Annotated in this window: 16 protein-coding genes, 2 tRNA genes and 1 pseudogene; 17 read left to right on the top strand and 2 right to left on the bottom strand. The window is 44.0% G+C overall.

Features of this window, described 5'->3' with window-relative positions:
* Position 1: 1 nt before the first annotated feature.
* From IGK14_RS12290 to IGK14_RS12255, 8 genes are all read left to right on the top strand, one after another.
* Complete coding sequence (locus IGK14_RS12290; protein ID WP_005228744.1) at positions 2-979, top strand: branched-chain amino acid ABC transporter permease; 978 nt, start codon at positions 2-4, stop codon at positions 977-979.
* Positions 960-1,736, top strand: coding sequence for an ABC transporter ATP-binding protein (locus IGK14_RS12285; RefSeq protein WP_008380898.1), 777 nt, complete (start codon positions 960-962; stop codon positions 1,734-1,736). Before IGK14_RS12290 ends, IGK14_RS12285 begins: the two co-directional genes overlap by 20 nt.
* The gene (locus IGK14_RS12280) at positions 1,736-2,437 is read left to right on the top strand and encodes an ABC transporter ATP-binding protein (protein WP_010749789.1); all 702 of its coding nucleotides are present in this window, start codon (positions 1,736-1,738) and stop codon (positions 2,435-2,437) included. The genes IGK14_RS12285 and IGK14_RS12280 overlap by 1 nt, the downstream gene beginning before the upstream one ends.
* 3 nt (positions 2,438-2,440) lie before the next feature.
* Entirely contained in the window at positions 2,441-3,088 is a 648-nt protein-coding gene (locus tag IGK14_RS12275; protein ID WP_010749788.1) for a CBS and ACT domain-containing protein, read from the top strand.
* 126 nt (positions 3,089-3,214) lie between these two features.
* Positions 3,215-3,448, top strand: a complete 234-nt coding sequence (locus IGK14_RS12270; protein ID WP_010749787.1) for a DUF2969 domain-containing protein — start codon at positions 3,215-3,217, stop codon at positions 3,446-3,448.
* Positions 3,449-3,533: 85 nt separating this feature from the next.
* Positions 3,534-3,617: transfer RNA gene (locus tag IGK14_RS12265), tRNA-Tyr, on the top strand.
* 4 nt (positions 3,618-3,621) lie between these two features.
* A tRNA-Gln gene (locus IGK14_RS12260) sits at positions 3,622-3,693 on the top strand.
* A gap of 152 nt (positions 3,694-3,845) precedes the next feature.
* Complete coding sequence (locus IGK14_RS12255; protein WP_005228760.1) at positions 3,846-4,013, top strand: hypothetical protein; 168 nt, start codon at positions 3,846-3,848, stop codon at positions 4,011-4,013.
* A gap of 49 nt (positions 4,014-4,062) precedes the next feature.
* Here the strand turns inward: IGK14_RS12255 and IGK14_RS12250 are convergent, their stop codons facing one another.
* Positions 4,063-4,668, bottom strand: a complete 606-nt coding sequence (locus tag IGK14_RS12250; RefSeq protein ID WP_005228762.1) for a TetR/AcrR family transcriptional regulator — start codon at positions 4,666-4,668, stop codon at positions 4,063-4,065.
* A 174-nt stretch (positions 4,669-4,842) separates the two neighbouring features.
* On the opposite strand from IGK14_RS12250, the gene IGK14_RS12245 reads away from it, so the two are divergent.
* Together IGK14_RS12245 and IGK14_RS12240 are read left to right on the top strand one after the other, a co-directional pair.
* A complete protein-coding gene (locus tag IGK14_RS12245) occupies positions 4,843-9,069 on the top strand; it encodes an acyl-CoA dehydratase activase-related protein (protein WP_438712335.1) in 4,227 nt (1,408 codons plus the stop codon).
* Between the two features lie 199 nt (positions 9,070-9,268).
* Positions 9,269-9,976 carry a GntR family transcriptional regulator gene (locus IGK14_RS12240; protein WP_005228765.1) on the top strand — a complete coding sequence of 236 codons (708 nt, stop codon included), beginning with the start codon at positions 9,269-9,271 and terminating at the stop codon, positions 9,974-9,976.
* A 193-nt stretch (positions 9,977-10,169) separates the two neighbouring features.
* On the opposite strand, the gene IGK14_RS12235 is transcribed toward IGK14_RS12240, so the two are convergent.
* Positions 10,170-10,811, bottom strand: coding sequence for a YigZ family protein (locus IGK14_RS12235; protein WP_010749785.1), 642 nt, complete (start codon positions 10,809-10,811; stop codon positions 10,170-10,172).
* A 110-nt stretch (positions 10,812-10,921) separates the two neighbouring features.
* On the opposite strand from IGK14_RS12235, the gene IGK14_RS12230 reads away from it, so the two are divergent.
* From IGK14_RS12230 to IGK14_RS12200, 7 genes and pseudogenes are all read left to right on the top strand, one after another.
* Positions 10,922-11,215: a DUF7662 domain-containing protein gene (locus IGK14_RS12230; RefSeq protein WP_010749784.1), complete on the top strand. Its 294-nt coding sequence runs from the start codon at positions 10,922-10,924 to the stop codon at positions 11,213-11,215.
* A gap of 72 nt (positions 11,216-11,287) precedes the next feature.
* Positions 11,288-11,608, top strand: coding sequence for a PTS sugar transporter subunit IIB (locus IGK14_RS12225; RefSeq protein WP_005228768.1), 321 nt, complete (start codon positions 11,288-11,290; stop codon positions 11,606-11,608).
* A 106-nt stretch (positions 11,609-11,714) separates the two neighbouring features.
* A pseudogene (locus IGK14_RS12220) lies at positions 11,715-13,024 on the top strand (DEAD/DEAH box helicase).
* A 196-nt stretch (positions 13,025-13,220) separates the two neighbouring features.
* Positions 13,221-13,697 carry a ComF family protein gene (locus IGK14_RS12215; RefSeq protein ID WP_016608760.1) on the top strand — a complete coding sequence of 159 codons (477 nt, stop codon included), beginning with the start codon at positions 13,221-13,223 and terminating at the stop codon, positions 13,695-13,697.
* Positions 13,698-13,834: 137 nt separating this feature from the next.
* On the top strand, positions 13,835-14,392 hold the full coding sequence (gene hpf / locus IGK14_RS12210) for a ribosome hibernation-promoting factor, HPF/YfiA family (protein WP_010749780.1): 558 nt from the start codon (positions 13,835-13,837) through the stop codon (positions 14,390-14,392).
* A gap of 184 nt (positions 14,393-14,576) precedes the next feature.
* Positions 14,577-15,524, top strand: coding sequence for a LacI family DNA-binding transcriptional regulator (locus tag IGK14_RS12205; protein WP_438712331.1), 948 nt, complete (start codon positions 14,577-14,579; stop codon positions 15,522-15,524).
* Positions 15,525-15,680: 156 nt separating this feature from the next.
* On the top strand, positions 15,681-16,946 hold the full coding sequence (locus tag IGK14_RS12200) for an extracellular solute-binding protein (protein WP_438712329.1): 1,266 nt from the start codon (positions 15,681-15,683) through the stop codon (positions 16,944-16,946).
* Positions 16,947-16,978: the final 32 nt, after the last annotated feature.

The following is a 16,978-nucleotide window of genomic DNA, read 5'->3' as shown; positions in this document are numbered from 1 at the left end:
AATGAAAAAGAATTTACGTTACAACTTAATCTGGCTCGCTCTGGCAGCTATTCTTTATTTTGGATTATTTGCAGCCTACAATGGCGGAATGATCAATTTGTTCTCTGATGCCATCATCGTCAATATCGGAATCAATATCATCTTGGCAGTCAGTTTGAATCTGATCATCGGCTTTTCAGGGCAATTCTCCTTAGGACATGCTGGATTTATGGCAATCGGTGCTTATGCTGGCGCGATCCTGTCGGCAAGCAATCCAACCTTTGGCGGCTTTTTAACTGGTTTACTGGTGGGGATGCTGGTTTCTGGTGCAGTCGCATTAGTGGTTGGGATTCCGACCCTCCGTTTAAAAGGCGACTATCTAGCGATCGCTACCCTAGGTGTGGCAGAGATCATTCGGATCTTGTTGGTGAACCTACGAGGCTTGACCAATGGTCCTGCAGGAATTTTCGGATTGCCCCAATTCAGTAATTGGCAGATCGTCTTTCTCTTTGCCGTTCTATCGATTCTTGTCGTTTCAAACTTTATCCATAGCGGACCAGGTCGGGCGACTTTAGCGATTCGTGAAGATGAGATCGCTGCAGAATCGATGGGGGTCAACACAACGAAATACAAGGTAATTGCGTTTGTGATGGGGGCAGTGATGGCAAGCATTGCTGGTACCCTTTATGCCAGCTATCAGCAGTCGGTTTTCCCACGAGATTACGGTTTTATGAAATCGATCGATGTATTGATCATCGTCGTTTTTGGAGGGCTTGGGAGTACCACAGGAGCAGTTGTTTCGGCAGTAGTGCTAGGAATCTTAAACATGTACTTGCAAGGCTTCTCTGATTTGCGCATGATCATTTATGCATTGGCTTTGATCATCATTATGATCTTTAAACCAAGCGGACTTTTAGGGACATGGGAATTCTCCGTAAAAGGACTGCTGGATAAATTTAGAAAAAAGGGGGATGACAACGATGCCTCTATTAGAAGTTAAAAGCTTAACGAAAAACTTCGGCGGTTTAGCTGCTGTTTCTCATGTAGACCTCCATCTAGATACCAATGAGCTGGTCGGGTTGATTGGACCAAACGGTGCCGGCAAGACAACGCTCTTTAACCTCCTGACAGGTGTGTATGAGCCTAGTGAAGGCGAAGTACTTTTTGAGACCCAAGGTAAGCCAAAACGTTTAAATGGCGTGAAGCCTTATAAAATTGCGGATTTAGGCCTTTCAAGAACCTTCCAAAACATTCGCTTGTTTAAAAACTTGACCGTGATGGACAACGTTTTGATCGCTATGAACAGTAAGCATAAAGAAGGACTGCTGACCAGCATCTTGCGTTTGCCAAAGTATTACAAAAACGAAGAATCCATGAAGAAAAAAGCCTTAGAGCTGTTACGGATCTTTGATATGGATGGCAAAAGTCAAACGTTAGCGAAAAATTTGCCTTATGGCGAGCAGCGTCGGTTAGAGATCGTACGCGCATTGGCTACAGAACCAAAAATTCTGTTTCTTGACGAGCCGGCTGCGGGGATGAATCCTCAAGAAACAACAGAACTGACAAAGCTGATCTATAAGATCCAAAAAGATTTTCAATTGACGATCCTCTTGATTGAGCATGATATGAGTTTGGTCATGGAAGTGTGCGAACGGATCTATGTGCTGGAATACGGCCAAGTCATCGCCCACGGTGAACCAGAAGAGATCAAAAACAATCCGCGGGTGATCGAAGCTTATCTAGGAGGGGAAATCTGATGCTGGAAATTCAAAATTTAAGTGTCCACTACGGCATGATCCAAGCGGTCCATGATGTTTCCTTCCACGTCAATCAAGGGGAGATCGTTTCACTGATTGGTGCCAATGGTGCAGGGAAAACCACGATTTTACGGACGATTTCTGGATTGATCCGCCCCTCAAATGGCTCAGTCACTTTTGAAGGAAAGCAAATTGAGAAAGAAGCACCGCAAAAAATTGTTGCAAACGGCTTGTCACAAGTGCCAGAAGGGCGGCACGTCTTTTCAGGTTTGACGGTTCAAGAAAACTTAGAGATGGGGGCCTTCTTGCGTAAAGACAGTGGTGTCAAAGACGACTATGAACAAGTTTACCGCAAGTTTCCTGTATTGAAAGAACGCCTCTCGCAAGATGCGTCGACATTATCTGGCGGTGAGCAGCAGATGTTGGCAATGGGGCGGGCATTGATGTCAAAACCGCGCTTGCTTTTGCTGGATGAGCCTTCGATGGGCTTGGCACCGATTTTTATCAAAGAAATTTTTTCAATCATTCAAGAAATCAAGCAGCAAGGAACGACTGTGCTGCTGATTGAACAAAATGCAAAAATGGCTTTATCGATTGCCGATCGCGGCTATGTATTAGAAACGGGGAAAATCGTTTTAGAAGGTACTGGAGAAGAATTACTAGCAAGTGATGAAGTAAGAAAAGCGTATCTAGGAGGCTAAACAATGAGTGTAAGTGATTTTATGACGAAGACGGTCGTCACCGTCGATTCGCAGACACCGATCTTTGATGCAGTAGATTTAATGAAGCAGCACGATATCCACCGTCTGCCCGTCGTTGACGATGGTAAATTAGTAGGGTTGATCACAGAAGGAACGATCGCTGAAGCAACTCCCTCAAAAGCGACAAGCTTAAGCGTTTATGAAATGAACTATCTCTTAAATAAAACGACGGTCGCTGATATCATGTTGAAAAAAGTGACCACGATTGAACCAGATGCACTATTAGAGGACGCCATTTCCGTCATGCGTAGTGAAAACGTGGGGGTTTTACCAGTCATGGATGATGATACCCTAGTGGGAATCATTACCAACAATGATATTTTCGATGCCTTTTTGAAAATCACTGGCTACCACGATGGCGGAACCCGAGTGTCCATCGAGATCACGGATGACCATGTAGGCGTGTTAGCAGACGTGACCAAGCTGCTTGCCGATCATCAGATGAGTATTTTGACCATCGTAGTCAATCGGATGGCGCTAAAAACGATTGTTGAGATCCAAGTAGAGTCGCGCCAAGTCGCAGCGATTGAGAAAATCTTAAGCGATGCTGGGTATACCGTAACCAGTGCTGTCTTGACGAACCAGAAATGAGACAAAGCAGCAAAAGTAGTCGATCGTAACGATTGACTACTTTTTTTCGTTCCAGATGAGATTTTCTTTTTCTTTTGCTGGTTTTCTGTTAAAATAGGAAGGTGCTGTAAAGAAAGAGGTGCAATCATGTCTAAGAAAAATAAAGATATCGAAGTCCGTATTGAAGAAACAACGAAAGCCATTCATGGCAAATACTATACCGTTAATGAATTATTTATTGGTAAAAAACGTATCGGTGAGATTTTAACGACTGGACCGAAAGAATTTCAAAGCTTTTTAGGGGATGAAGATCTAGGTTCAAGCAGAAGTTTAGAAGCTGCCATCGAGATGATTATTCGCCAATGGAATTTACATGAATAATTTCTAGAAAAATTTACTTTTTGCTCTTGCAATTTGTTATCTTTTTCGGTATTATAACTATTGTCAGGTTTGAGAAAAACCTTTTGGAGGAGTAGCGAAGTGGCTAAACGCGACGGACTGTAAATCCGTTCCTTAGGGTTCAGTGGTTCGAATCCACTCTCCTCCACCATTATTGGGGTATAGCCAAGCGGTAAGGCAACGGACTTTGACTCCGTCATGCGTTGGTTCGAATCCAGCTACCCCAGTCAGATGAATACGCAGAAAAAAACAGCAAGTAGTCTTGCTGTTTTTTTCGTTATTTAACCATTATTTTTTTTGGTTTGAGGAAGGGCTATAAGTTGAAGATTTTTTTTATTTGCGATACGCTAGTAGTAAAGCATTCGGGAGATGAAAACACATGAAATTTAAACTGAATCTAAAAGAAAAAGTAACGGAAGTTGCAGAGCATGTCTATGACGTTGTCAAAAAGGAAGACTATGCGATTCGTGTGGCTCCAAAAGGAATCAAAGTAACAAAACAGCGTAAGACAAAAGACACGATCAAATGGCGCGCAAAAAATCATTGATTAAAGGGCAATTAGCATAAGAGAAACTGCATATAGGCAGTTTCTTTTTTTATTCCTCAATTTCAATCCCCAAGACAGTTAGGTGACCGTTTGCCACTAGTTTGATGACGAGTTTTGCTAAATGGTCGGCGTGCATCGTTGTTTCTGCCGTTAGCCACCAATGCAGCGTGCCAACAAATATTGAGGTCATATAATCAATGATGAAGTCTAAGGGCACTTCAAGATCGCCTTCTGTAATCTTCAAGGTTGAAAAGATCTCTTGATACCGTTCCGTTAAAATCAGCCCCAGTTTTTTACGAATGATCTCAATGGCAGAGGCATCCATGATCGTCAAATAAAAAGAGCGATTCTTTTGAATGTGTAAAAAAAGTTCGGTCATGGCCGCTTCGATTTTACGGATCTTGATTCGATTGCCTTGGACGAAATCTTCAAAGTCAAGGATCGAGGTAAAAGATTCGACGGCCAAGTCAAATATTTTTTCATACAAGTCTTGCTTGTCTTTGTAATGGGCATAGAAGGTCGCGCGGTTGATCATGGCTTCGTCTGCGATATTTTGGACAGTCACTTGCTCGAAGCCTTTTTCTTCAACTAAGCGAATAAAGGCTTCAATAATGTACTTATTGGTTCGTTTGACACGTAAATCCAATTTTTTCATATTGTGAATTTCCTTTCAAAATAAACGACAAAAAACGTCTAATTGTTGTTTATCCCACACCTTCGTTGGAATTGTTTGTTGAATTATCAATTAAAAGAATTACAATGAACATAAGTATTATAACAAACGGCTTGTTATATAATCAACAAAGTGTTGTTTAGATGGAGGCAACAAATGAAAAAATATAAGGCGGGCATCGATGTCGGTTCAACAACGGTCAAGATGGTTCTGTTAGATGAACGCAATCAAACGTGTTTTTCAAGGTATGAACGACACTATGCAGACATCCAAAAGGCAGCGGAAAAAATTATTAAAGAAGCGCAAGCAGTAATCCAAGATCAGCCAGTTGCGCTGGCGATTACCGGATCAGGCGGAATGGGGCTGGCAGAAGTTTTGCGGATTCCTTTTGTCCAAGAGGTCATCGCTTGTACCAAAACAGTCGAGACAGTGATCCCAGAAACGGATGTGGCGATCGAATTAGGCGGTGAAGATGCGAAGATCACCTTTTTTGAAGGTGCGTTGGAGCAGCGGATGAATGGTAGTTGTGCCGGTGGGACCGGTGCGTTTATTGATCAGATGGCGGTTTTATTGAAAACGGATGCCAATGGGGTCAATGAGCTAGCCAAGGGATACCAAACCCTTTATCCGATTGCCTCACGCTGCGGGGTCTTTGCCAAAACTGATGTGCAGCCGCTGATCAATGAAGGAGCGGCAAAAGCGGACATTGCTGCAAGTATTTTTCAAGCGGTGGTCAATCAAACGATTGCTGGCTTAGCTGCTGGTCGTAAAATCAAAGGCAAGGTAGCCTTCTTAGGCGGTCCACTGACGTTTATGTCGGAATTGCGTCAACGATTTATCGATACGTTGAACCTGCAAGAAGCAGATATCATTTTTCCCGAGAATCCAGAACTGTTTGTGGCGATGGGGGCTGCACTGTATGCAGAAGAAGCGCAGCAGCTTTCTGTACTATGCGACCGCTTAGCCAATGAAGAAGACGGCACACTTGCGCCAACAGATACGCTAGATCCTTTATTCAAAGACGAAGCAGAACTGGCTGCTTTTCGTGCCCGCCATGCCCAAGCGGTTGCTGCAGAAAAACCTTTGTCGGAGCATAAAGGTGCTGCTTATTTGGGTATCGATGCTGGATCAACGACAACGAAAGTCGTCTTGATCAATGATGCAGGGGATTTGTTGTTTTCTTTTTATGGCAACAATGAAGGCGAGCCGTTAGCGACAACGATGGCGGTTTTCCAAGAGCTTTATCGTCAGATGCCTTCTGACGTTTACATCGCAAAGTCAACGATCACAGGGTACGGTGAGCATCTGATCAAACATGCACTGAAGGTCGATATCGGTGAAGTCGAAACGATGGCCCATTACAAAGCTGCTGAACATTTCCAGCCAGGGGTTGATTTTATCTTGGACATTGGTGGGCAAGACATGAAGGCGATGACAGTCAAAGACGGTGCACTTTCTTCGATTCAGCTAAATGAAGCCTGTTCGTCAGGATGCGGCTCGTTCATTGAGACCTTTGCCAAATCTATGAATCAGGATGTCAAAGAATTTGCGCTGGCAGCGACAAAAGCCCAAGCGCCGGTTGACCTGGGTTCGCGTTGTACCGTCTTTATGAACTCAAAAGTCAAACAGGTCCAAAAAGAAGGATCCTCTGTTGGCGACATTTCGGCTGGCTTGTCTTACTCGGTCATAAAGAATGCTATCTATAAAGTGATCAAGGTTCGGCGCCCCGAAGATCTTGGCGAGAAAATCGTCTGCCAAGGAGGGACTTTCTATAATGAAGCGGTTCTGCGCGCCTTTGAATTGATCAGCGGCCGTGAAGTCGTACGACCATCGATCGCTGGCTTGATGGGCGCTTATGGGGCGGCGTTGATCGCGTTAGAAGAAGCGGCGATCGACGATGTCAGTACGTTGTTGTCTCCTGCAGAAATGGCCGATTTTCAAGCAGAAAAAGAATTTACAAATTGCGGTCTTTGCGAAAACAATTGTTTATTAACCGTGACCCTCTTTTCGGATGGTCGAAAGTTCATTACGGGGAATCGCTGCGAACGTGGTGCGCGGATCAAAATCAAAAAAGAAGACCGCAAAGTCAATCTCGTGGATGAAAAATACCGCCGCTTGTTCAAGTACCGTTCTTTGCGTAAAAAAGATGCCCTCCATGGGGAAATCGGCTTACCAAGAGTGTTGAATCTTTATGAAAATTATCCGCTATGGCATACCTTTTTCACCCAGTTAGGGTTTCGGGTAACCTTGTCGCCGCGTTCTAATAAAGAACTATATGAGCAAGGGATCGAAACGATTCCTAGCGATACCGTTTGTTACCCAGCCAAACTAGCCCATGGACACATCCAAGCACTGATCGATCAAAACATACCGTTGATCTTTTATCCAGGAGTCATTTTTGAGCGAGTAGAGAACACTGCCGCTGAAAATCATTTTAACTGTCCAATCGTACAAAGCTATCCAGAAGTGATTCGTAACAACGTCGATGCGATTCGTGAAGGGGCGGTTGACTACCGCTGTCCATTTTTAAATCTGGCAGATGAAGCCTCAATGGTCAAAACCTTAATGGGGACGTTTCAAGATTTTGGTTTTTCTGAAGACGAAATTGCCCAAGCGCTGCGCAGCGGCTTCGAGGAACTAGATCAGTTCAAAGCAGATATTGCGCAACGGGGAGAAGAAACGCTGCGAATGCTGATGACGACCAACCAAAAAGGGATCGTTTTATCTGGAAGACCGTATCATTTGGACCCTGAAATCAACCATGGGATAGCGGAAGTCATTACCCAAGAAGGCTTTCATGTACTGACCGAGGACAGTATTGCTCATTTAGCAAATGTCGGCGATCTGCGGGTCGTGGATCAATGGGTCTATCATTCACGGTTGTATGCGGCTGCACGAGTGGTGGCGAAAAACAAGCAGTTGGAATTGGTTCAATTAAACTCCTTCGGCTGCGGGATCGATGCAGTGACCACCGATCAAGTCGAAGAGATCATGGCGCAATATGGCAAGCTGTATACGGTGTTGAAAATCGATGAGGGTGCAAACCTTGGAGCGATTCGGATTCGGTTGCGTTCCTTGAAAGCAGCAGTCAACGAACGGGATAAACAGCACTTTGTTCCTAAAAAGCAATACGAGGAACCAGCAAAGATTATTTTTACCAAAGAAATGCGAAAGCAGCACACGCTCTTATTGCCGATGTTGAGTCCCATCCACCAAAGCGGATTAGTAGATGTCGCTTTGCAGGCTTCCGGGTATCAAGTGGTCTGTCTGCCCAGTGAAGATCGAGAAGCAGTCAATGTCGGTTTGCGCTTTGTCAATAACGATGCCTGCTACCCGGCCATCATTTCCATTGGACAGCTGGTAGAAGCGTTACAAAGCGGGGAATATGACGTCGAAAACACCAGCGTATTGATGACCCAGACGGGCGGTGGGTGTCGCGCAACGAACTATATTCCCTTGTTACGTAAAGCATTGAACGATGCAGGATTTCCGCAAGTACCGGTGGTATCTATTTCGATGGGGAATACTGGTGTTGAATCAAATCCTGGCTTTCGCTTTACCTTGCCGATGATGAAACGCTTGGCGGTGGCATTTTTATACGGAGATCTCTTTGAACGGGTCGTTTATCGCACCCGTCCATATGAGCAAGAAGCAGGGGCTGTCGATCGGCTCCACCAAGAATGGCTGGAAAAAATTGCCAAAAATGTCCGCAATGGCTCCTTCAGCCTCTTTAATCGCAATATGAAGAAAATCATTCAAGACTTTGATCAAGTGCCGTTAAATGCTATCAAGAAGCCACGTGTCGGTGTCGTGGGAGAGATTTTAGTGAAGTATTCACCGACTGCCAATAATGATGTCGTTCACCTGTTAGAAGCAGAAGGAGCGGAAGCGGTCGTACCAGATATTGTCGGCTTCATGAATTATTCCCTCTACAATCAGATTTGGCGCTACGAGCATTTGGGGATGGCGAAGAAAAGCAAAATGATCGCTGATTTTGCGATCATGGCGATTGAACGGCTCCAAAAACCAATGGATAAAGCGTTGCGGGCGTCAACGCGCTTTGAGGGCATTCATTCGATCCATCAGCTTGCCGAGCAAGCGAGCGAGATTGTTTCCATCGGCAATCATACGGGAGAAGGCTGGTTCTTGACCGGTGAGATGATCGATCTGTTGGAAAATGATGTCAACAATATCATTTGTCTGCAACCATTTGGCTGTCTGCCTAACCATGTAGTAGGAAAAGGCGTCATGAAAGAGCTGCGTCGCCAATACCCACAGGCGAACATTGCAGCGATTGATTACGATCCAGGTGTTTCGATCGTCAATCAATTGAATCGCATTCGCTTGCTCATGGCAACTGCCAATAAAGCGTTGGCTGAATAAATTCTCAAGCCAGCGACCGAACCAATTTAAAAGCAAAGAGACTGCTCTTGTTTGGACAATTTGTGATAACTTCTCTTTCTGCCTATAAAATGGGGAAAGAGTTCGCACAAATTGAGAAAAACTGAGCAGTTTTTGCTTTTTTTATTAGCTATTTAGGTATATACCAGTTATAATAGGGGGGGGAACGGAGGAATGTGTAGTGGTGGAAAAATTACCTGTTTATATCCAGATTCATGATCAAATCAAAGCCAATATCGAAAACAATACATACAAAATCGGGGATCGTCTGCCTTCAGAACGGGAGTTGTCAAAACAATTCGGCGTGAGTCGCATGACGTTGCGGCAAGCGATCCAAACCTTAGCGGATGAGGGGATTCTTGAGCGCAAAATCGGTTCTGGCACTTATGTGGCTCGCCAAAAAGTACAAGAGAAAATGACGGGCACGACGAGTTTTACCGAAATTATGAATTCTCTTGGTCGTAAGCCTTCCAGCAAAGCGGTCGCTTATTTCTTGACGGCACCTAGCTCCAGTGAGATGGAAAAGCTGCAATTAGAAGGACACGAAACGATTTTACGGATGGAGCGGATTCGGTATGCGGATGATGTGCCGATCTGTTTTGAAGTAGCGAGTATCCCTGAAAAGTTTATTCATGATTTTAGCAAGGAGGAGATCATCTCTTCCCTCTATAAAGTGTTGGAAGAAAAAGGACAGCGGAAAATCGGCGGTGCTTCGCAAACGATCTCAGCTATGGTCGCTTCCGAGCAAATTGCTGATTATTTACAAATCAAACGCGGCGATGCGATTTTACGTATGCGGCAAATCACTTCATTTGAAGATGGGCAACCATTTGAATATGTGCGCACCCAATATGTCGGCAATCGTTTCGAATTTTATATGGAAAAATAAGCTGCCTGAGACGGCTGGAAACAAAAAAGACGCGAAAAAGCCGAAAGGACACTGCGAGCATACGTGCTGTTGCTCCGCATCGGTCAATTCGGTTTTTCAACGATTGGGCGTTTCTGCATTCGCTGCAGCAAGCGGCATTAGAGTCCGTGCTTTGAGGAAAAGAGCAAACCTGACAGGTGCTTGTCCTGCATAGTTACTCGGTTGGCTCCTCGATGAGGCGCTCTACATATTCGGTCTTGCCTTTGTTTAGCTGCACTTGCCCTTGCAGCAAATCAATCAAAGCGGCTTCTTGGTCGGCAAGCGTTGCTTCAGGAATCATTAAGGTAACAACGATTTTCTCGGTATAAGCAATGTCTTTTACGTAGATGTTCTGCAGTTCTAAATAGTTTTGCAGCTTACCTAAAAGGGGATAATCAATGGTCAATGCAAGCTCTTGATGCAAAACGCCTTCGACGATTCCCACCGCCTTGATGCCAGCGGAAGCTGAACTGGAATAAGCGCGGATCAATCCGCCAGCGCCAAGTTTCGTTCCACCGAAGTAGCGGGTAACGACAGCGACCATATTGATCAAGTCATTTTTCTTCAATACTTCTAAAATCGGTACTCCAGCGGTGCCGTTAGGTTCACCATCATCACTGCTGCGTTGGATCTCATGGTTTTCACCCAATACATAGGCGCTGCAATGATGATTCGCCTTCCAATGTTCTTTTTTGAGGGCTTGTATAAACGCTTTGGCTTCATCTTCTGATTGGATTCGTTTTAACGAACAGATGAAACGCGATTTTTTGATTTCTATTTCCGTTTCTCCATCTTGTCGGATCGTTCGATAAGTCACGCGTACGATCGCCTCCTTTATGTTTCTAGTATAGGCAATCGGAAGGAAAGTTACAAATAGAAGAAAGAAAAAGGCACCAACACAGACCTGAAAAAGAGGAGGCAGTTGCTTTGGGTAGACGCAAAAAGTACGATACGATCACGCACTATTTAAAAAACAACGGCGGTTCACAAATTACGTTAACCTTTACCCAGTTTGATGAATTTCTTTTCCCAGCATCTGGCTTGCCCAAAAGTGCCCGCACGAGTACGGATTGGTGGGCAAATGATTACCGACATCCTGAAAACGGGGCCTATGCGTGGCTGAATGCCGGCTATGAGGTAGTCCACGTCAATTTAAAAAAAGAGTATGTCGTTTTTAACCGTTTAGTAAAATCAAACTGGCTGCTGGATAGAAAGCGTTGACAAATTTCAAACTTGTTCTATACTAGAGATAGGAAATGTTATCTTATTCTTAAAATTCAAGGAGTGTTCGATATGGCGAAAAAAACAATTATGTTAGTTTGTTCTGCAGGAATGAGTACAAGCTTATTAGTAACAAAAATGCAAAAAGCAGCTGAAGCAAAAGGATTAGAAGCAGATATTTTTGCAGTTTCCGCTTCAGAAGCAGATCAACATTTAGAAAGCAAAGACGTAAATGTTTTATTATTAGGACCACAAGTTCGTTTCATGAAAGGCGATTTTGAGAAACGTCTAGCGCCAAAAGGAATTCCTTTAGAAGTAATCAACATGGCAGATTACGGCATGATGAACGGTGAAAAAGTCTTAGATCAAGCATTGACATTAATCGGCGAATAAGCAAGACCTGCTGTTGAAGCAAACAAGAAACCTGTAATCGGTTCAAGTACTTTTCAAAAAGTACTTGAACCGATTTTTTTGCGTACTTAAAACTGAGGTGTATGTTATGACCAATCAAAAAGGAAGACAATTTTTTGTTTTAGATGAAACAATGAGTGTAGGAAAACTCTTTGATTCTCGACCGGCAATGCTCGAGCAGGGGCAGAGAATCGTTTGTCAGCGATGCGGTTCTTCCCACCGCAAGCCGTCGGTGCAATTACCGATAGGCAGCTATTACTGTCCAACCTGTATTCGCTATGGTCGGATCACATCAAATGGGCGACTGGTGATTCAACCTACGGATAGTCCAGCCATTGATCACCACATCGTCTGGCCAGGAGCGTTGACGCAGTTTCAGCAAAAAATTTCCCAGCAATTGGTGTCTAATTGTCGACAAAAGCGATCCTCGCTTGTTTGGTCGGTCACGGGTTCAGGGAAGACCGAAATGATCTTTGAAACGATCCGCTACGTTCGGCAAGAAGGTGGTCGAGTGGCGATCGTCTCACCTCGGATCGATGTTTGTCGTGAATTGTTTCCGCGGATTCAGCAAGCATTTCCACAAGAGGAAAGCTTGCTCCTTTATGGAAAATCAGAAGAGCCTTATCGCTACACAAACATCCTTATTGCGACCACCCATCAGCTACTGCATTTTTATCGGAGCTTTCAACTGATCGTGGTGGATGAGGTAGATGCATTTCCCTACGAGGGCGATGCGCAGCTGCGTTACGGATTATACAATGCCTTAGCCAAAAACGGGTGTCTGATCTATTTAAGTGCGACGCCTTCAGAACGACTGCTGCAAGAAATTCGTGGAAAATTCGCTGTCTTGAGAATGCCGCTGCGGTTTCATCAGCGTCCATTGATCGTTCCAAAACCTGTTCATTATAGTCACTGGGCGCAGGCTTATCGCAGAAAACGTTGGCTGCGACCATTGCTGCAGCAGTTGCAGCGGCTGCTTCAAAAAAACTTTTCTTGGTGTTTTGTCCAAGCATTGCGCTGATGAAGGAAGTAGAAGCGGCTGTCCGCCGACAAGGCACGTCATGGTCTTTGACTAGCGTTTCGTCGCAAGATCAAAAACGGAGCGAAAAAGTAGCGTCTGCTCGTCGACAGATTTACAAGGTGTTGTTTACAACGATGATTTTAGAGCGTGGGGTGACGTTTGAAAACGTCTCAGTCATCGTATTGGGTGCTAATCATCCAGTCTTTACAAAATCGGCGCTCGTGCAAATTGCTGGTCGTGTCGATCGTAAAGGGACCTATACGGAAGGGGAGGTCATTTTTTTCTACGACCAAATGACGGAAGCGATCCGAAAAGCACTCAACGAAATCAAGGAAATGAACCAATTGGCAAAAAGCTGGCTGACCGATGGTGTGTAGTTGGTGTAAAAGGACTTTTCCTAGAGAACGAACGATCATTGAGGTGTTGGCTCCTTGGCGTATCCCAGAAAATGAATTGTGCCCGCAATGTGCCCAACAGTTTTCAGTGATCGATTGGCGAACCTGCTGCCCTTCGTGTGGAAAAAAAGAAACTGAGTTTTGCAGCGATTGTCTCTATTGGGAAGAAACGTGTCCCATGATACAATTGCAGCACCGAGCGCTATTTGCTTACGATCAAGGAATGAAGGATTGGCTTCACGAATACAAACTGATGGGAAACTATCAGTTGCGGGGGACGTTTGCGCCTGTGATCAAACAGAAACTCAACAGGTTTGACTATGAGTGTTTGATTCCCATCCCACTATCGGCAGAGCGTTACCAACAGCGAGGGTTTAATCAAGTCACCGCTGTGCTGGAAGCCGCCGGAGTCAGATTTCAAGAGTTACTGGAGAAAGTTGTTGATACCGCACCACAGGCACAACGTTCTCGCAGGCAACGATTAGTAGAGGCGCAACCCTTTGCAGTGAAGCCAGATGTAGCGTGTGAAATCAAAGGGAAAAAATTATTGTTGATCGATGATGTGTATACTACCGGTAGAACGTTATATCATGCAGCTGAAGCACTGCAGTCCTTTGGCCCCCAGTCGATTCGTTCTTTTTCTATTGCTCGTTGAAACGTTATTTTGAAAACGCTTAAAGAAAATTGTTCGATTTACTAGGCAAATGACCAAGAGTTCGATATAATAGAGTTAAGAAGAAGAAAAGAGTGGTCCTTTTCCTTCTTTACTGGTAGACGAAAGGGGTAATTTTTATGTTTAGATATAATGTGCGTGGCGAAAATATCGAGGTAACAGAAGCGATCCGTGATTACGTCGAGAAAAAAGTAGGTAAATTAGAACGTTATTTTAATGATGTGCCAGAAGCAACAGCACACGTTAATTTGAAAGTTTATACAGAAAAAACTGCAAAAGTAGAAGTAACGATTCCTTTACCATTCCTAGTTCTACGTGCGGAAGAAACTTCACCTGATCTATATGCTAGTATCGATTTGGTTGTTGACAAATTGGAACGCCAAATCCGCAAATTCAAAACAAAAATCAATCGCAAATCTCGTGAGACAGCGTTGGTTCCGCCAAAAGATGGTGATTTGTTCACAACTGAAGCAAACGATGAAGAAACCAATGGATCTGATTTAGACATCGTACGTACAAAACGTTTGTCTTTAAAACCAATGGATAGTGAAGAAGCTGTTTTACAAATGAACATGCTTGGACACAACTTCTTTATCTTTGAAGATGCGGAAACGAATGGAACGAGCATTGTGTATCGTCGGAAAGATGGTAAATACGGGTTGATCGAAACGGATTAACACGTGTGGGATCCTTTTCTCGACACCCCAAAAAAAGTCTTTTTTGACAGAGTAGCTGAGAAGCTGCTCTGTTTTTTTATCTTTTGTAATGAAGCAAGAAATCTTTCTATATAAAAGTTGGCTTTGTTTCTCTTTTGTTTTATTGTGTTATACTATAGATGAAATCATACAGGGAGAGTGAATCATGACTACGTTAGCAGATGTCGCCAAAAAAGCAAATGTTTCCGCAATGACCGTTTCTCGAGTGATCAACCATCCAGATAAAGTGACCGAAGAGCTAAAGCAGCTCGTTCATCAAGCAATGCTAGAACTGGATTATCAACCGAATATTGCTGCCAAATCATTAGTTTCCAAGCGTTCCCATATCATCAAAGTGTATATCTTAGAGGAGATGGACACGACGGAGCCATACTATATGAATTTATTAGTGGGGATCGCTCGTTCCATCGGCAAAGCGCATTATTCTTTGCAGCTGGTTACGACGGATGGGGTGGATCGTGGCCCAGCAGATGGTTGTATCATTACGGGATTTCGCCAAAAGGATATGGACTGGATAAAAAATTTAAAGAAACCCGTCGTTCTATTTGGTGAAAATGAAGCTGGATTCAGCTTTGTTGATAGTGACAACTACCAAGGGATCATTTCTGCTTGTAAACACGCCCTCGATACTGGCTATCAACACTTGGTCTATATTGGTTTAGAGTTGGAAGAAGCATTTACGAAAAGCCGAGAAAAAGGGTACATAGATACAGTCACAAAAACAGGACAAGCACCAAAAATCCATCGTTTTGAGAACCGTTCTTCCGCAGCCCGCACCTTTATCACAGCACAGAAGGAGCAATTTGCGGAAAATACTTGTTTTATTTGTGCGACGGATCGTTTGGCACTAGGCATCAATCAAGGCTTGCAGTCGATTGGCGCGCAGATACCAAAGGATTTTGGGATTGTCGGCTACGATGGGGTATTCTTGGATCAGGTCAGCTCACCCAAGTTGACGACTATGAAGCAAGCCATCGTTGAGATGGGCGAAGCTTGTGGTGAATTACTGATTCAAAAAATTGAACAGAACGATACGAGCCTGCGACAACAGCGCTTTTTACCGCAACTCGTGGTTCGTGAATCCACAAGGTGAAAAATTAAGCAAATGGTTGCGCAATTTCTTTTCAATTCCTCAATATCTTAATTTAAAGGCTTTTTCAATTTTTGTTATCGCTAACATTTAGAAAATGTTTGCCATTTTAAGAAACCGGTTGCATAATAGAGTTACAAATTGCAGGAGGTAAACAGGATGAAAGTGAATTGGAAAAAGGCAGCTCTAAGATTAGTTTCAGGAAGTGCGTTGTTAGCGCTTGCAGCATGTGGCGGCAACGGAGGTAGTACCGATGATAGTAATGCAGATGCAGGTTCAGGTAGCGATGAAAAAACGATCACGGTCTCTGTAGGCGCAGACTATATTGATTATATCAATGAAGTGAAATCTGACTTTGAATCTGAAAATGATGTCACCATCAACGTTGTGGAAATGGACATGTTCGATCAAATGGATGCGCTTCAATTAGACGGTCCTGCTGGGAAAGGCCCAGATGTTACGATGTCTCCTTATGACCGTGTGGGTCAAGTAGGCTCCCAAGGGCATTTGGCAGAAATGACTTTGCCAGATGATGGACGGTACAGCGATACAGACAAGCAACAAGTGACCATCGATGATAAGATCTATGGCGCACCAGCAATGATCGAAGCGGTTGTCATGTTCTACAACAAAGACTTGATCGATGAAGCACCAGCAACTTTTTCTGATTTAGAAGAACTAGCAAAAGATGATCGTTTTGCAGAAGGCGATGACAATGTTGGTTTCTTAGCTCGTTGGACGGACTTTTATTATACGTATGGTCTATTAGCGGGGCATGGCGGGTATGTCTTTGGTGATGAAGGAACAGATCCATCTGATCTAGGGCTGAACAATGAAGGTTCTGTTGAAGCAATCACGTATGCAACTAATTGGTTCCAAAATGTCTGGCCGCAAGGAATGCTTGATGTATCAGCCAACGAAAACTTGATGTTGGATTACTTCAATCAAGGCAAAACAGCAGCTATCATTTATGGACCATGGGGCGTGAACGGCTTTGAAGAAGCAGGCATCAACTATGGAGTATCGAAAATCCCAACGCTAAACAACGGCAACGACTATGAAACATTTGGCGGCGGAAAAGCGTGGGTGGTATCTAACTACTCACAAAACAAAGACGTTTCTCAACAATTTGTCGAGTATTTGACCAACGAAGCCAATCAAGAGAAATTGTATGAAATGCGTCATGATATTCCAGCGAACATTATGGCTCAAGAAACAGTCGCTGCTTCTGATGATCCAGTAGCAAAAGCAGTGATTGAGCAATACAGTGTTTCACAACCAATGCCAAATATCCCTGAAATGTCTGAGGTTTGGGTAGGGGCTGAAAACATGCTGTTTGATGCAGGTTCAGGCAATATGACTCCTCAAGAAGCAGCGGATAATGCTGCCAAAACAATCGAAGAAGCGATTGAGCAGAAATACTAATAATTAGCCGATTACGGTCTGTCATTCATGTC

Origin of the sequence: Enterococcus sp. DIV0970a (assembly GCF_051711265.1) — a bacterium.
GTDB classification, from domain to species: Bacteria; Bacillota; Bacilli; order Lactobacillales; family Enterococcaceae; genus Enterococcus_D; species Enterococcus_D casseliflavus.
The sequence above is the reverse complement of the archived record's forward strand: the minus strand, read 5'-3'. Positions and strand labels throughout refer to the sequence as shown.

Coding starts and splice junctions, on each gene's coding strand:
- IGK14_RS12245 (WP_438712335.1), top strand. CDS start 4,843: ATGAAAAAATATAAGGCGGGCATCGATGTCGGTTCAACAACGGTCAAG.
- IGK14_RS12290 (WP_005228744.1), top strand. CDS start 2: ATGAAAAAGAATTTACGTTACAACTTAATCTGGCTCGCTCTGGCAGCT.
- IGK14_RS12275 (WP_010749788.1), top strand. CDS start 2,441: ATGAGTGTAAGTGATTTTATGACGAAGACGGTCGTCACCGTCGATTCG.
- IGK14_RS12285 (WP_008380898.1), top strand. CDS start 960: ATGCCTCTATTAGAAGTTAAAAGCTTAACGAAAAACTTCGGCGGTTTA.
- IGK14_RS12215 (WP_016608760.1), top strand. CDS start 13,221: ATGATACAATTGCAGCACCGAGCGCTATTTGCTTACGATCAAGGAATG.
- IGK14_RS12225 (WP_005228768.1), top strand. CDS start 11,288: ATGGCGAAAAAAACAATTATGTTAGTTTGTTCTGCAGGAATGAGTACA.
- IGK14_RS12205 (WP_438712331.1), top strand. CDS start 14,577: ATGACTACGTTAGCAGATGTCGCCAAAAAAGCAAATGTTTCCGCAATG.
- IGK14_RS12250 (WP_005228762.1), bottom strand. CDS start 4,668: ATGAAAAAATTGGATTTACGTGTCAAACGAACCAATAAGTACATTATT.
- IGK14_RS12280 (WP_010749789.1), top strand. CDS start 1,736: ATGCTGGAAATTCAAAATTTAAGTGTCCACTACGGCATGATCCAAGCG.
- hpf (WP_010749780.1), top strand. CDS start 13,835: ATGTTTAGATATAATGTGCGTGGCGAAAATATCGAGGTAACAGAAGCG.
- IGK14_RS12200 (WP_438712329.1), top strand. CDS start 15,681: ATGAAAGTGAATTGGAAAAAGGCAGCTCTAAGATTAGTTTCAGGAAGT.
- IGK14_RS12270 (WP_010749787.1), top strand. CDS start 3,215: ATGTCTAAGAAAAATAAAGATATCGAAGTCCGTATTGAAGAAACAACG.
- IGK14_RS12255 (WP_005228760.1), top strand. CDS start 3,846: ATGAAATTTAAACTGAATCTAAAAGAAAAAGTAACGGAAGTTGCAGAG.